Source organism: Rhizobium sp. NZLR8, from assembly GCF_019685025.1.
Taxonomy (GTDB): Bacteria; Pseudomonadota; Alphaproteobacteria; order Rhizobiales; family Rhizobiaceae; genus Rhizobium.
Genome location: NZ_JABDVY010000016.1, coordinates 115,039 through 129,704, shown reverse-complemented (window position 1 = coordinate 129,704; position 14,666 = coordinate 115,039). Strand labels below are relative to the sequence as shown.

The 14,666-nt window shown below is 60.4% G+C and carries 10 protein-coding genes; 7 read left to right on the top strand and 3 right to left on the bottom strand.

The window, feature by feature from the left end; genetic code table 11:
* The first annotated feature begins 28 nt into the window (after positions 1-28).
* Positions 29-1,120 (top strand): ABC transporter ATP-binding protein, encoded by a 1,092-nt coding sequence (locus HJB89_RS27575; protein ID WP_011654718.1) that lies wholly within the window; start codon positions 29-31, stop codon positions 1,118-1,120.
* 169 nt (positions 1,121-1,289) lie between these two features.
* Complete coding sequence (locus tag HJB89_RS27570; protein ID WP_011654719.1) at positions 1,290-2,291, top strand: IS30-like element ISRle2 family transposase; 1,002 nt, start codon at positions 1,290-1,292, stop codon at positions 2,289-2,291.
* Positions 2,292-2,366: 75 nt separating this feature from the next.
* Here HJB89_RS27570 and HJB89_RS27565 read toward each other — a convergent pair whose 3' ends face one another.
* Positions 2,367-3,503 carry a hypothetical protein gene (locus HJB89_RS27565; RefSeq protein WP_122330903.1) on the bottom strand — a complete coding sequence of 379 codons (1,137 nt, stop codon included), beginning with the start codon at positions 3,501-3,503 and terminating at the stop codon, positions 2,367-2,369.
* Between the two features lie 267 nt (positions 3,504-3,770).
* On the opposite strand from HJB89_RS27565, the gene HJB89_RS27560 reads away from it, so the two are divergent.
* Entirely contained in the window at positions 3,771-4,259 is a 489-nt protein-coding gene (locus HJB89_RS27560; protein ID WP_011654721.1) for a DUF488 family protein, read from the top strand.
* A gap of 8 nt (positions 4,260-4,267) precedes the next feature.
* Here the strand turns inward: HJB89_RS27560 and HJB89_RS27555 are convergent, their stop codons facing one another.
* The gene (locus HJB89_RS27555) at positions 4,268-5,077 is read right to left on the bottom strand and encodes a hypothetical protein (protein ID WP_011654722.1); all 810 of its coding nucleotides are present in this window, start codon (positions 5,075-5,077) and stop codon (positions 4,268-4,270) included.
* 477 nt (positions 5,078-5,554) lie between these two features.
* The gene (locus HJB89_RS27550) at positions 5,555-7,033 is read right to left on the bottom strand and encodes a hypothetical protein (RefSeq protein WP_011654723.1); all 1,479 of its coding nucleotides are present in this window, start codon (positions 7,031-7,033) and stop codon (positions 5,555-5,557) included.
* Positions 7,034-7,409: 376 nt separating this feature from the next.
* Between HJB89_RS27550 and HJB89_RS27545 the strand changes: the two genes are divergently transcribed.
* The 4 genes from HJB89_RS27545 to HJB89_RS27530 all read left to right on the top strand — a co-directional run bounded on the left by HJB89_RS27545 (position 7,410) and on the right by HJB89_RS27530 (position 14,645).
* Entirely contained in the window at positions 7,410-7,586 is a 177-nt protein-coding gene (locus HJB89_RS27545; RefSeq protein ID WP_011654724.1) for a hypothetical protein, read from the top strand.
* A gap of 190 nt (positions 7,587-7,776) precedes the next feature.
* Positions 7,777-8,745 (top strand): DUF3991 and toprim domain-containing protein, encoded by a 969-nt coding sequence (locus tag HJB89_RS27540; RefSeq protein ID WP_011654725.1) that lies wholly within the window; start codon positions 7,777-7,779, stop codon positions 8,743-8,745.
* Positions 8,746-8,861: 116 nt separating this feature from the next.
* Positions 8,862-9,464, top strand: a complete 603-nt coding sequence (locus HJB89_RS27535) for a DUF1419 domain-containing protein (RefSeq protein ID WP_011654726.1) — start codon at positions 8,862-8,864, stop codon at positions 9,462-9,464.
* A 90-nt stretch (positions 9,465-9,554) separates the two neighbouring features.
* The gene (locus HJB89_RS27530) at positions 9,555-14,645 is read left to right on the top strand and encodes a DEAD/DEAH box helicase family protein (RefSeq protein ID WP_011654727.1); all 5,091 of its coding nucleotides are present in this window, start codon (positions 9,555-9,557) and stop codon (positions 14,643-14,645) included.
* Positions 14,646-14,666: the final 21 nt, after the last annotated feature.

Here is a 14,666-nt window from a genome sequence, read left to right as displayed (position 1 = left end):
GATGGAATTCTCATGAAAAGGTTTCAGCATGTCGCAGGTGCGTTTGGATCAGGTCACCAAGTCCTTCGGTAGCGTTGCGGTCATTCCTCCGCTCGATCTGGTGATTGCCGACAAGGAATTCGTGGTTCTCGTCGGGCCTTCCGGTTGTGGGAAGACAACCACGCTGCGAATGATCGCGGGGCTGGAACAGGCGACGTCCGGAGAAATCCGCATCGGCGAGCGAGAGGTTACTGCGTTGCGTCCGGGTCTGCGCAATTGCTCGATGGTGTTTCAGAATTATGCCCTCTATCCGCATATGACGGTCGCCGAAAACATTGGCTACGGCATGAAGGTGCGTGGAACGCCGAAAGAGGACATCGACACTGCTGTTGCGAATGCTGCGCGCATTCTCAATCTCGGCGCCTATCTCAATCGCAAACCGAGCGCGCTTTCGGGCGGTCAACGTCAGCGCGTCGCCATCGGGCGCGCCATTGTACGCCAGCCCGATGTTTTTCTGTTCGATGAACCGCTATCCAATCTGGACGCCAAGTTGCGCATCGAAATGCGCACCGAGATCAAACTGCTGCATCGCCGTCTGCAGACCACGATCGTCTATGTGACGCACGACCAGGTGGAGGCGATGACCATGGCCGACCGGGTCGTGGTGATGAACCAGGGCCGGATCGAACAGGCTGCCGACCCGATCACGCTTTATGAATCGCCGAAGAACCTCTTCGTCGCCGCTTTCATCGGCGCGCCCAGCATGAATTTCGTTCAAGGACGGTTGGAGGCCGGCGACGGCGGCGTTGTCTTCCGGGCGGAAGGCGATGTGGCGATTGTCGTTCCCGCACGCATGGAGGAGCATCTCTCGGCGGGTATTGGCCAGGCTGTCGTTCTCGGTATTCGGCCAGAGCACACGATGACAGCGGACAGCACCTTTCCGATGATCCGCGTGCACGTCGCGGATATCGAACCTCTCGGCCCGCACACGCTTGCCATCGGTAAAGCTGGTGCGAGTGCGTTTACCGCTCAGATTCACGCTTCATCCAGGGTCAGACCGGAGGACACGATCGATGTTCCGATCGATCCGGAAAAGATGCATTTCTTCTTGAAAAGTACCGGTGAGGCTCTAAGGCGCTGAACCTGCGGGGTGTCACCGTTCAGCCAGGTCTGGTGACATTGCCATCTGTTTCTCTCAAAGCTGCAGTTCCATAAACCTGCTTATGCAACGTTATAACATTACGAGGTACATTCTATTTCCAAGTGCGACATGCCAGTAATTTCAATGGCTTCACTTTGGAGATTTTGGCATGTCTCGATGCTATATGCAGCTTGCCCTCGCCGACCGGCGACGCCTACATCAGCTGGTGGCGGCAAAAGTTCCCGTCAACGAGATGGCACGTCAGCTTGGCCGTCATCGCTCGACGATTTACCGCGAGATCAAGCGCAATACGTTTCACGACCGTGAACTGCCGGACTACAACGGTTATTACAGCACGGTTGCGAACGACATTGCGCAGGACCGACGTCGCCGGCTGAGAAAGCTGCGGCGCCACCCGACCTTGCGCACAGAGATCATCAACCAGTTGGAGGCTCGCTGGTCGCCGGAACAGATTGCCGGACGCCTGCTGTCGGACGGCCTCAGTCGTATTCGCGTTTGCAAGGAGACAATCTATCGCTTCATCTACAGCAAGGAAGATTATGGGCTTGGTCTCTATCAGTATCTACCGGAGGCACGCCGCAAACGTCGTGCAATGCGCTCCAGGAAGCCGCGCGACGGTGCGTTTCCAGCCACGCACCGCATATCCCAACGGCCTGATTTTGTTGGAGATAGATCGCGGTTTGGCCATTGGGAGGGTGACCTTCTCATCTTCGAACGCCCACTCGGCCATGCCAATATCACCACTCTCGTCGAGCGCAAGAGCCGCTATACCGTTCTCATCAAGAATCCGAGCCGGCACTCGCGCCCAATCATGGACAAGATCATCAGAGCGTTTTCTCCTTTGCCGGCGTTCGCGCGTCAAAGCTTCACGTTGAATCGAGGGACCGAGTTTGCCGGGTTCAGGGCTTTGGAAGAAGGGATCGGTGCGTGCAGTTGGTTTTGCGACCCAAGTGCGCCTTGGCAAAAAGGGACAGTCGAGAACACCAACAAGCGCATTCGACGCTTCCTGCCAGGCACCACAGATCTGGCAGTTGTGTCGCAACGCGACCTTCTCCACCTCACGCGTCATGTCAACGATCAACCGCGCAAATGCCTCGGATACAGGACGCCGACCGAGGTGTTTATGGCGCATTTGCACGAAGATAGGTGATCCCCTACTCTGCAAAACAGGCGTGATGCACTTGGGTTAGCTTTTCCACGAATTGATTCGTAATGTCGGAAGCTGCTATTCGTCGTCGGGAGTCTGCGGTTTGACTGCCGCCAGAAGGCATTCCTCGCAGTCGTTCCTGAACCTCGTCGCCTGCAGGTGCTTGCCGTATTCCTCTCGAGTTTTTTCACCCGCAATGACCTGCTCCGATGTCACCCCATCCGGATCGCCCAGTATTGTCGCAAGAGCCATCCGGAATATTGCGGCCGGGAAGGACAGGATCAACGTCCCGTTTTTGAGTCGGAAGTCCTCTGGTTCGACGGCATTTCCATGAAGGAAGTTGTTCCTCAGGTCATTCATCTTCATATAGAGCGCATTCGCGAGCCGGAGGTCGAAGGTCTTTCCGCCGCCGAAGTCAGCCGAATGTGTCTCCTCCCTCGCCATCTCGCTCTGCCATGGAATGGACTTCAGCAGGTCGAGCACCCTCTGACGGGTCGCCTTGCCGGTCGCTCCGGGATGCACGAGGATCTCGAACGCGCTGACCCACAGGGACAGGACGCGACCGTAGTCGTAGAAGGATTCGGTGGAACCGGTAGGAGACGACAGGCGCATCGCGGACGCAGCCATTTTCAGAGACCGTAGAATAGCGCGCGACGTCCAATCGTTGTGCCCGTCGATGAACCGGGACTTCCATAGCGCGAGGAGCTGCTTGAAGAACCGGGGATGCGCCGGCTCGTTTCCGACGTCCTGGACCGGAACGGCCGCCGACGCCGCGCCGCGGAACTTGTCGAGTTCGTGGATTGCCCACAGCGCGGCGTTACCGGCGACGAGTCTCTTGCCCTGCGGGTCGATCATCCACGGGTAGATCTCGAAGGCATCGGTATGAAACGGGCCGACGTTCCTGCGCCATGTCACCGCCCTCACTCTGGCATCAAGCACGACACAGGCGACAACTATATCCATGAAGCTCGAAATTGCCTCCGAGTTCGGGCGATCCGGATAGGCATCCGATCTCACCAGCAGGCTCGGTCTTAGCCGCTGACCGTGGTTGCCTTCGAATTTCGAGAGAAAGGTCTGGAGGTTTGGACCGTTGGCGAGGGCATCTAGGAAGCGATCATCCTGGAAGCCCACCAGCGCCATGTGCTCGCCTGCAAAGACGTCCGACATCATGTTAATGTTCGGCAGGACACCAAGCGCGGTCCACTTCAGTGCCATCTCCATCTCTCCTGTAACGTTTAGCGACCGGGAAGGTACAAGGCTGGCCAAGATTCCTGCAAACGCGCGATGCGGGCCGTCCACAGAAACTCGGGCTAGAAGGTCTTCGGCATTGCAAGTCAATAGCGGCGGCCAGGTTACCCGCCCTTGCGGAAATCGGCGTTTCCCTCTGGCGGCCCCCTCCCCGATGCAGTATCGAGGCGCGTTCGCGCTAGGCAAGCGTCAGGCCAGCGACGCTCGCTATCACGAGCGAAGAAGGAGCATCGCATGAAGACAGTCTACACCATCGGCTACGAGGGCACCGACATCGAGCGTTTCGTGAAGACGCTGACCGCCGTCGGAATCGAAGCGGTAGCAGATGTCCGGGCAGTTCCCCTGTCACGCAAGAAGGGATTCTCCAAGAACGCTTTGCGGGAGCATCTTGAAAAAGCCGGCATCAAGTATCTCGCGATGCAGCAGCTTGGCGATCCGAAAGAAGGCCGTGAAGCGGCGAAGGCGGGCGACTACGATCGGTTCCGCTCGATCTATTCCGGGCATGTTGACCTTCCCGAAGTAGCCGCGGCAATTGAAGAGCTCGCGACCGCCTCCGAGGAGCAGGCGGTCTGCCTCCTCTGCTTCGAACGCGATCCGAAAACCTGCCACCGATTCATAGTCGGCGAACGCATGGGCGCTTTCGGATACGAGATGACGCATCTCTTCGGCGACGATCCTGCACGGTACATCCGAAACCAGGACCGGCTTCCGAAGCGGTCGTAGCTCTTTAGCTATAGCAGCAGCCCCTGGGCAAGATGTGGCGGATAGATGAGGCTGATGATCAACCACTGGTCCTGAAACCGGTGCTGGTTGCCCATGAGAAACATCAGGTCCTTCGCTGGAATCTTATTTTCGAGTTGGTCCCGGAAGTATTTTTCCCAGTCGGCTCCATGGGAGCGATGACAGTTCAAATAGAGAGCACCCACCTCCCAGTCCACAAGCTTGTGCCTGAACATTTTCGCGCCTGGACCTTCGCCGCACTGGTAGCGGTAGTAAAAGTCGAAGGGAAGCTTCTGCAGGGTCCTGATCGATGGCTTGTCTTCATCATCGAAGAGACCGCCCTGCTTTTGCTCTTGCACTAGCTTCGCCAGTTCCTCTTCGGTCCATTCGGGATTCGAGACTGGCTCGATATCCAGACCAAGGATCCGCGCCGGCTTCAACATGGCGAGCGACATACCGCTGGCCCGCTGCTCGGCATCTATCTTATCGAAATGATCGTAGACATGGATGGGCGAGATCAGGTGTCTTCGTTCGGCCCAATCCTTGCCCGGCTGAACGACGGCTTCGCCTTCGATCGTGTCGACCTTGATGGTCAAGCTTTCCTGCCGATGATCTTTGCGCGCTTTTTCAACCTTCGCACGGATCCACTGCCACTTCTTAAACTGTTGACCCGTGGCAATAAGACGAAAAGGAACCGGGAAGAGGCGGACCAGCTTGCCACTCTCGTCCATCCCAGCAACACACGTCGTCTCCGCATACTTTCCGCTCGGCGACGGGTAGGTCTTGCAGAGAATAAGAATTCGAGCATCGACGACGGCCATGGATCTCTCCGGGGCGAATCAACCCAGCTTCAAGGAGTTGCGCAATAGCGCCTGTAGCCAGTGCATTGGTCAATCCTGCGTTGCTTCGATCTGAGCTAGAACGCACAACCTTGTGTCTATGCGCCCGTGGCCACGCCCAACCGCGTAGGCTTTTTTGTTTGACGAGATCGATTAAGGAGGAGACGGCCTCGGCCCTCTTGAAGCGATGGTCATCGACTGGCCCCGATCCGCCCCAACGATGCGTCAAGGAGGCTCCGCCAAAAAGACTGGGAGTCTTCGACGGCTTGAGGGAATATGTCTCGGACGACCAGGCAGCAGCCTGAAGCGGAACGCCCCCGCCGGGCGCAGTCGGTCCCGGCTTCCACTGACCGGCGCTATGCTAAGCCTCCTGCGGCTGCGCTACTTCCGGCAGTGCCGTGTCGAGAATTCCCGAAATCCCGGCCGAGCGGCCGTCGCTATGCTGATTTCTCCGATGTTCTACATTTTTTGTCCCGGATCTCGGCCTAACGCCGGTTGACCCGGGCCGGCTATGGCTTCGAGCGCAGTGGCGCCGCGGATATTCCACGGAAGCGAGTATTTCTCGATCAATCCGAGTTCAAGGCCCGCACTTCCGTTGACCGGCAGGCCATTCCATTCGAGATCCGGAGGCATGGCTATGGAGATCTCAATGGCCTCAGGGCCTGACAGCTCTGCCATGATGATGGCTTCGAGGCGCTGGTTGGTTCGCTGCGAGATCCCCGGGCGCCCATATGAATAGAGCCTGCCCGCGAGCCCTTTTGTTGCGACGCCGACATAGAGCGCGACGCCGGCTTTTACGAAGGCATAGACACCCTTGGACTTCGGCGCAGGCGTTTCGACAGCAAGGCTGTCCCCCGAGATGATCCAGCGTCCGACCCGTGTAAAGCCGCCGCTGATCAGGATGTCGGTCGTGAGCGCGGGTTTGCTTTGTGGGCGCGTTTCCGGTCGACCGATGGGGGACGGCTTGGTCGCCGCTTCCAACGTCCGACGGGGACCGGCATTGATGACATTGTAGGCATGCTGATAGCGGATCCCCAATCGAGCAGCGATGTCCGCCGCCTTCAGGCCATCCGCCGCTAATGAGCGTATCTGATCTGCTTTTGTCATGTCAGTTCCTGTTAAGGCCCATTTCCCGGCTCTGCAGCTTGTCCTTCCAGCGTCGTTCGAGCTCCCCGAGGTCCGCGATCGTCGCGGTCGAGCCGACCGTTTAAGGATCGATAGCTGGTAGTCGCTGGCGTCGCGACTCTTAAGCCCGACATTACCGCCGTGGCCCGTTGCAAAGTATTCGCGCCACCTGCCGATGAAGCCGTCGACACCCGACGCCATGCCGACATATTGCTCGCGCGTTCTCGGGCAGGTCAGAAGATAGATGCCGCTCGTCGCAGACAGAGGTGCCTGCCAGGTCGCGGGAAGGCTCTCGATATCGGAGAGATTGGCGATAAAGGCCGCAAAGCCGGGGAATGGAGGATCGCCTAGAGTTCGCCGCAGTTCGATTAGGCGCTTCGCCTTACCGTCACCGCGCTGGATCCAGGACCTATAGCTATCGCCCCAGTCGATCCAGAGCCGGCCGGCGTATTCGGAAAGCGAAGGCAGGCGATCAACTTCGTAAACGTTGCAGCTTCCGGCGGGCTCTATGCCGCCGGTGATCGGGTGCTGGCGATCGGCCGGCAATGGGCCGAGAAGCCGGGCTGCGTATAGCCCAACGAACAACGTTTCCCGCTCGGGAATGCCGACAAAAGAGGCCCAGTAGGTCGCGCGCAGTTTCGGCTCACTGGCGAAGGATTGGGTCGCCTGGTATGCCTCGAAGCGTTCGCGATGGTCACGCCATAAAGCATAGGGTGTCGGGAACCCGGCATGCCGGTTGTCCTGATGTCGAAGCAGCCGGACCGTGCTTCGTTCAATTCCCGCCAGGTCCAACATGTTTCCGAATGCCAGCATTGTTCGCCCTCACCTCCTCCATGACATGGCTTATCGTCGAGCGGTTTGCAAACACATGCGTGTGCATACACGCCTCTCCCTTTCGTCTGTGAAGGACATCCGCAAATGTCCCGAATGTCTGGCTTGTACGCGGCTGAGTGTCCAACTCCATTCGAATTCGGCTGTGGCTGGGCGGCACCATTCGGAAGCACGCCAAACCCGCTCTCTTGCGATGGCGTCCTGGCCCAGATCCGGATCTTCCACGATCAACCCGCAAGGGGTCCGCTAGCAAGCTGCGGCCACTCGGGCTGCACCCTCGCGGTGATCGCGCCCGTCCCAGGGCCTCTTGAGGAGCCATCGAGCGGGAATTGGCCCGCTCCCAAATGGAGCCTCTCACATGTCGCACGATCTTTCTCTCGCACAGTCCCACGCCTTCCAGCTCTCCCGCGACCTGATGGTCCCCGTCACCGTCTTCGAAGTCGACGGGGAGTATGGCGTCCTGCCCTCTGACGAGATCGACGCCGATGATGACCTTTCGGTCATCCATGAATTTCATCCGTGGCCGGCTCACTGAGCCGGCAATTGCCGTTCCGAGTGCCGCTGGCGACCTATCGGCGGCAAGGGAAGCTTCGCCGCGGGCGGTGCAACCTTGCACCTTGCTTCCCGCGCCCTTGCCCCCTCTGCTCTTCGCGGCGGCTGGAAGATGTCCCGCCGATCATGCGGGGAGTTAAATTGAGGAACGATCGCAGGCGATCGGAAAAATCATGAAAAGAGAAGAAATCGAGAAACTACGCGAGGCGGTGAGTTGTGCTGCCGTCCTCGAACAGGCTGGGTTCGCGGTCGATGTGAAGGAAAGCACGCGCCGGGCGGTGAAGTTTCGTCGCGGAGCGGAAATCATCATCGTCACCCACGAAGGTCGCGGCTGGTTTGATCCCTTGAGCGACGACAAAGGCGACGTTTTCGCTCTTACTTGCTTGCTTCAGCATTTAGGATTTTCAGAGGCTGTCGACCGTGTTGGCGATCTCATCGGCTTCACAGCTGCACCCGTCATCTGGAAGAAGCCGCCGTCCAAGGTCGAGCCTGCGGATATTCTGACACGATGGCAAGGTCGCGGTCTTCCAGCTACTGGATCCGGCGTCTGGAGGTATCTCTGCTGGTCGCGTGCGATCCCGATCTCCATCCTGCGCTCGGCCATCAATCAAGGGATCGTTCGAGAAGGTCCATTCGGCAGCATGTGGGCCGCCCATAGCGATGGCGCCGGATTGGTGGTTGGATGGGAAGAGCGCGGACCTGACTGGCGCGGCTTTTCGACGGGTGGCAGCAAAGTTCTGTTTCGCCTGGGTGCGCCTGACGCTCTCCGTCTCTGCGTGACGGAGGCTGCCATCGACGCGATGAGCCTCGCCACGATCGAAGATCTGCAGGACGGAAGTCTTTACCTCAGTACCGGTGGCGGATGGTCGCCCAGAACCGAAGCGGCGCTGGTCGACCTTCTCGCTTGCCCTGGCACTCACCTCGTCTGTGCCACCGATGCCAATAGCCAAGGCGATGCGTTCGCACGTCGTCTTCAGGCACTGGCCGCACAGGTCGATCGCCCTTCGGTCCGTCTCCGGCCGCCGGCGGAGGATTGGAATGAAGTCCTGCAGGAGAGAAGGAGAGAGAAATTGAAGAGCGAAGGAAGAGAGAGGCGTGCCGCATCGCCGCCGACCGCATCAAGGGAGGCTTCGCCCGGCTAAAGCCGGCCCTTGACGCGGCCGATCGGGATGCCGGCGGCCCGGAAGGTGTCATGAGGGACTAAAACAGAGGTGATGGAGTGGCCATCGCCAGGTCCCGAAACCTGAAGGAGCCAGAGATGAACACCCCTGCCCCCATCCGCAAGATTTTCGAGGGCGTCGCAACGCGCCCGCAAATGTTCCGGCTTTTCGATCGCCATAGTCAGCGCCCCGACCGGTGGCGGAGCGATGCTGCTCCGCTTTACAGCGGAGAATGGTTCGAACTTGATGAGGCACTCTACGATTACATGCTCAATATCCTGCCGCCATTGTGGATGTGCGGGCCGATCTTCGCGTTGCGCGAATTCCTAACGGGCTCGACCACCAGCATCTTCCTTGCGCTGCGGATCGACGGAAAGCCTCGGTACTTCCACGGCTATTGCGACCTGTCCGATCCCACTTCGGTCGAGACGATGCGGGCGACGATCTTCGAGCGCGAAACCCAGCCGGTTCACGCCATGTCCCGTGAAGAGCTACTAGAACATATCTGGAGCAGCACTACGAATGCCTATCGCGGCTATGCCGGCGATCGGTTTCCACCGGTGATGCAGGGGCAGCGCATGGTCATGCTGTGGAGCGGCACCAATGGCACGCTTCTGAAGCTGCTGGACGACCTTACCGATGATGAGACCGCCGCCAAACTGCCCGTTCATATGCGGCATCTGCCTGACATCGCGGCCTAGGCGTCATCAATCCCTTCAATCCATCAGGCGCTTCCAGCCCGCTATTGCGGCGGGCGAGCGATGGCGCGCATCCGAAAAGGAAAACTCCCGATGAGCAACGATCCTTTCACTCTCGACATGTTCGGTAGCTCTGCGCTCTCTTCAGGCCTTGCGCTAGGTGTCACCGCATTTGGCGGCTTCGACACAGTGGCGGCCAATGACGACGATCCCGATCCCACTCCGCCGGCGCCCGCCCCGGCTTTGCCAGTTGTGACTTCGGCGGCGTGCCCGAACAGTCAGCGCCAGAATTTCTATCTGGACGGCGACCGCGGTCTCGGTGCCTCATGGAAGGATCGTGCTCGCGTCAACGTGGCGGCAATCCTGGTCACGGAGGGCATAGTGAAGCAGGAGCGGCCGGCGACCGCCAAGGAGCAGGCACAGATGGTCCGCTTCACTGGCTTCGGTGCTGGCGAGCTTGCCAATGGCATGTTCCGCCGGCCGGGCGAGGTCGATTTTTGTGATGGCTGGGACGCGCTCGGTTCTTCGCTCGAAACCGCCGTGTCGGAGGCTGATTATGCCTCGCTTGCCCGCTGCACCCAATATGCCCATTTCACGCCGGAACTGATCGTCCGGGCGATCTGGGCTGGGATCCAGCGTCTCGGCTGGCGCGGGGGCCGGGTGCTTGAGCCCGGTATCGGGACAGGGCTCTTCCCTGCCCTCATCCCACCAGAGTACCGCGACACCGCCTATGTCACCGGGATCGAGCTCGATCCGGTCACGGCGCGCATCGTGCGCCTTCTTCAGCCGCGGTCTCGCATCATTGAAGGCGACTTCGCCCGCACGGATCTGGCGCCGATCTACGATCTCGCCATCGGCAATCCGCCCTTTTCCGATCGCACCGTCCGCTCCGACCGGGCCTACCGGTCGCTTGGCTTGCGGCTCCACGATTATTTCATTGCGCGCTCGATCGACTTGTTGAAGCCGGGCGCACTGGCCGCCTTCGTCACCTCGCATGGCACGTTGGACAAGGCCGCGACGACCGCACGCGAGCATATCGCCAAAACCGCCGACCTGATCGCGGCGATCCGCCTGCCAGAAGGCAGCTTTCGGCGCGACGCCGGCACCGATGTCGTCGTTGACATCCTCTTCTTCCGCAAGCGCAAGGCAGGAGAACCGGAAGGCGATCAGATCTGGCTTGATGTTGATGAGGTGCGGCCTGCTGTCGACGATGAGGGTGCGATCCGCGTGAACCGCTGGTTTGCACGCCATCCCGACTTCGTGCTCGGCACCCATGCCCTCACCTCTGGGCCGTTTGGCGAGACGTACACCTGCGTCGCCCGCGACGGAGCCGATCTCGACACCATCCTCGACGCCGCCATCGAACTTCTTCCGGCCGACGTCTATGACGGCGAGCCGACCCCGATTGATATCGATCTGGAAGATGAGCTCGCCGAGATCGTCGACCTCAGGCCGAAGGATAGCCCGGTCCGCGAAGGCAGCTTCTTCGTTGACCGGGCGAAGGGGCTGATGCAGATGCTCGACGGCACGGCGGTAGCGGTGACCGTCCGGAAGGGCCGCCCCGGTGACGGGATCTCTGAAAAGCATGTTCGGATCATCTCGAAACTGGTCCCGATCCGCGATGCCGTCCGTGAGATACTGAAGGCCCAGGAGACGGACCGGCCGTGGCGCGACCTGCAGGTGCGGCTCCGCCTCGCCTGGTCGGCATTCGTCCGCGACTTCGGTCCGATCAACCACACAACCGTCTCGATCCAGGAGGATCCAGAGACCGGCGAGGTGAAGGAGACCCATCGTCAGCCGAACTTGTTGCCCTTCCGCGATGATCCCGATTGCTGGCTGGTTGCATCGATCGAGGACTATGATCTGGAGACCGACACGGCGAAGCCGGGTCCGATCTTCGCCACCCGTGTGATCGCTCCGCCGATGTCGCCTGTCATCACCAATGCTGCTGATGCGCTGGCGGTCGTACTCAACGAGCGCGGCCATGTCGATGTCGATCATATCGCCGAACTCCTCCATCGCGAAATCTCCGCAGTCATCGATGACCTCCGTGACACGGTGTTTCAAGATCCGGCTGATGGTTCCTGGAAGACTGCCGATGCCTATCTCTCCGGATCGGTCCGCACCAAGCTGGCGGCCGCGCAGGCAGCAGCGGAACTTGATCCGGTCTACGAGCGCAATGTTCGTGCCCTTCAGGCGGTCCAACCGGCCGACCTGCGTCCGTCGGACATCACGGCACGCCTCGGCGCGCCTTGGATCCCGGCCGCGGATGTCGTCGCCTTCGTCAAGGAAAGGATGGAAAGCGATATCCGCATCCACCACATGCCGGAGCTTAGCTCCTGGACGGTGGAAGCGCGCCAGCTCGGCTATTCTGCAGCCGGCACATCCGAATGGGGCACGGGCCGCCGGCATGCCGGCGAGCTGCTCGCCGATGCGTTAAACAGCCGCGTCCCGCAGATCTTCGATGTGTTCAAGGATGTCGATGGCGAGCGCCGGGTGCTGAACGTCGTCGATACCGAGGCGGCGCGCGACAAGTTGCAGAAGATCAAGCAGGCGTTTCAAGACTGGGTTTGGACCGATCCGGACCGCACCGACCGGTTGGCCCGCGATTACAACGACCGCTTCAACAACATTGCGCCACGCAAATTCGACGGCTCCCATCTGAAACTTCCCGGCGCCTCTGGCGCCTTCGTTCTTTATGGGCACCAGAAACGCGGCATCTGGCGGATCATCGCCGATGGCTCGACCTATCTCGCCCACGCCGTCGGCGCCGGCAAGACCATGACGATGGCGGCCGCGATCATGGAGCAACGCCGGCTGGGGCTGATCGCCAAGGCGATGCTGGTTGTCCCCGGCCATTGCCTGGCGCAGGCGGCGCGCGAATTCCTGGCTCTTTACCCCAACGCGCGCATTCTCGTGGCCGACGAGACCAATTTCACCAAGGACAAGCGCGCTCGCTTCCTGTCGCGGGCAGCGACCGCCACTTGGGACGCGATCATCATCACCCATTCGGCGTTTCGCTTCATCGCCGTGCCGTCGGCCTTCGAGCAGGAGATGATCCAGGACGAGCTGCAGCTATACGAGGATCTGCTGACCAAGGTCGACAGCGAGGACCGCGTCTCGCGTAAGCGGCTTGAGCGGTTGAAAGAAGGAATGAAGGAGCGGCTCGAAGGTCTCGCTACCCGCAAGGACGATCTTCTTACGATCTCGGAGATCGGTGTGGATCAGATCGTCGTCGACGAGGCGCAGGAATTCCGCAAGCTCTCCTTCGCCACCAATATGTCGACGCTGAAGGGCATCGATCCGAACGGCTCGCAGCGCGCCTGGGATCTCTATGTGAAGTCCCGCTACATCGAGACGAAAAATCCCGGCCGGGCGCTGGTGCTGGCCTCCGGCACGCCGATCACCAACACGCTAGGCGAAATGTTCTCGATCCAGAGACTGCTTGGCCACGCGGCTCTTTTCGAGCGCGGGCTGCATGAATTCGATGCCTGGGCGTCCTGCTTCGGCGATACGACGACCGAACTGGAAATCCAACCATCCGGCAAATACAAGCCGGTCAGTCGCTTTGCGTCGTTCGTCAACGTCCCCGAGCTGATCGCGATGTTCCGCTCGTTTGCCGATGTGGTCATGCCGGATGACCTTCGGCAGTATGTGAGGGTGCCCGACATCTCGACCGGCCGGCGGCAGATCATGACCGCGAAGCCGACGGCGCTGTTCAAGACCTATCAGCAGACGCTCGGCAGCAGGATCAAGATGATCGAACAGCGCGAGGGTCCGGCCAAACCCGGTGACGACATTCTTCTATCCGTCATCACTGACGGCCGCCACGCCGCTATCGATCTGCGGTTCGTCATGCCGGCGGCTGGGAACGAGGACGATAACAAGCTGAATCTCCTGGTCCGCAATGCGCACCGGATCTGGAAGGAGACCGGTGATGCGGTCTACCGGCGCCCCGATGGCAAGGATTTCGAACTGCCGGGGGCCGCGCAGATGATCTTCTCCGATCTCGGCACTATGAATGTCGAGAAGACCCGGGGGTTTTCGGCCTACCGGTTCATCCGCGACGAGCTGATCCGGCTCGGCGTACCCGCGGCGGAGATCGCCTTCATGCAGGACTACAAGAAGACCGAGGCCAAGCAACGGCTGTTCGGCGATGTCCGCGCCGGCAAGGTGCGTTTCCTGATTGGATCCTCCGAGACCATGGGCACCGGCGTCAATGCCCAGCTCCGGCTGAAAGCGCTCCACCATCTCGATGTCCCGTGGCTGCCGTCGCAGATCGAACAGCGCGAAGGACGCATCGTTCGACAGGGAAACCAGCATGACGAGGTCGACATCTTCGCCTATGCCACCGAGGGAAGTCTCGACGCTTCCATGTGGCAGAACAACGAACGCAAGGCGCGGTTTATCGCCGCTGCCCTTTCAGGCGACACGTCGATCCGCAGGCTCGAAGATGTAGGCGAAGGCGCCGCCAACCAGTTCGCCATGGCCAAGGCCATCGCGTCCGGCGACGAGCGATTGATGCAGAAAGCCGGCCTGGAAGCCGACATTGCCCGGCTCGAACGGCTCCGCGCCGCCCACGAAGACGATCAGTATGCCGTCCGCGGGCAGATGCGCGATGCCGAACGCGAGATCGAGATCTCGACCCGCCGCATCGGTGAGGTCGGCCAGGACCTCGAGCGGCTCCAGCCCACGTCAGGCGACGCCTTTACGATGACGGTGCTGGGAGAGAGCCATACCGAGCGCAAGGAGGCCGGCCGCTCACTGATGAAAGAGATCCTCACGCTTCTGCAGCTCCAGCACGAGGGCGAGGTTCATCTGGCGACGATCGGCGGGTTCGATCTCGTCTATGAGGGCGAGCGGTTCGGCAGGGGCGATGGCTATCGCTACAAGACGCTCATCCAGCGCAGCGGCGCCGACTACGAGATCGAGCTTGCTATCACTGTCACCCCACTTGGAGCGATCTCCCGGCTCGAGCATGGGCTCGACGGGTTCGAGGAGGAACAACGGCGCTATCGCCAGCGCCTGGATGACGCCGAGCGACGCCTGACGTCCTATCGTTCCCGCACGGGCGGAACCTTCCAGTTCGCCGATGAGCTCTCCGAGAAGCGCCGTCTTCTCCTTGGGATCGAAGACGAACTGGCGGCCGCCGCCGTGGATGACGGTGCCCAGGAGGCCGCTTGAAACTGCGGCCGGAACCGGAGG

Coding starts and splice junctions, on each gene's coding strand:
- HJB89_RS27570 (WP_011654719.1), top strand. CDS start 1,290: ATGTCTCGATGCTATATGCAGCTTGCCCTCGCCGACCGGCGACGCCTA.
- HJB89_RS27560 (WP_011654721.1), top strand. CDS start 3,771: ATGAAGACAGTCTACACCATCGGCTACGAGGGCACCGACATCGAGCGT.
- HJB89_RS27555 (WP_011654722.1), bottom strand. CDS start 5,077: ATGGCCGTCGTCGATGCTCGAATTCTTATTCTCTGCAAGACCTACCCG.
- HJB89_RS27550 (WP_011654723.1), bottom strand. CDS start 7,033: ATGCTGGCATTCGGAAACATGTTGGACCTGGCGGGAATTGAACGAAGC.
- HJB89_RS27565 (WP_122330903.1), bottom strand. CDS start 3,503: ATGGCACTGAAGTGGACCGCGCTTGGTGTCCTGCCGAACATTAACATG.
- HJB89_RS27530 (WP_011654727.1), top strand. CDS start 9,555: ATGAGCAACGATCCTTTCACTCTCGACATGTTCGGTAGCTCTGCGCTC.
- HJB89_RS27540 (WP_011654725.1), top strand. CDS start 7,777: ATGAAAAGAGAAGAAATCGAGAAACTACGCGAGGCGGTGAGTTGTGCT.
- HJB89_RS27535 (WP_011654726.1), top strand. CDS start 8,862: ATGAACACCCCTGCCCCCATCCGCAAGATTTTCGAGGGCGTCGCAACG.
- HJB89_RS27545 (WP_011654724.1), top strand. CDS start 7,410: ATGTCGCACGATCTTTCTCTCGCACAGTCCCACGCCTTCCAGCTCTCC.
- HJB89_RS27575 (WP_011654718.1), top strand. CDS start 29: ATGTCGCAGGTGCGTTTGGATCAGGTCACCAAGTCCTTCGGTAGCGTT.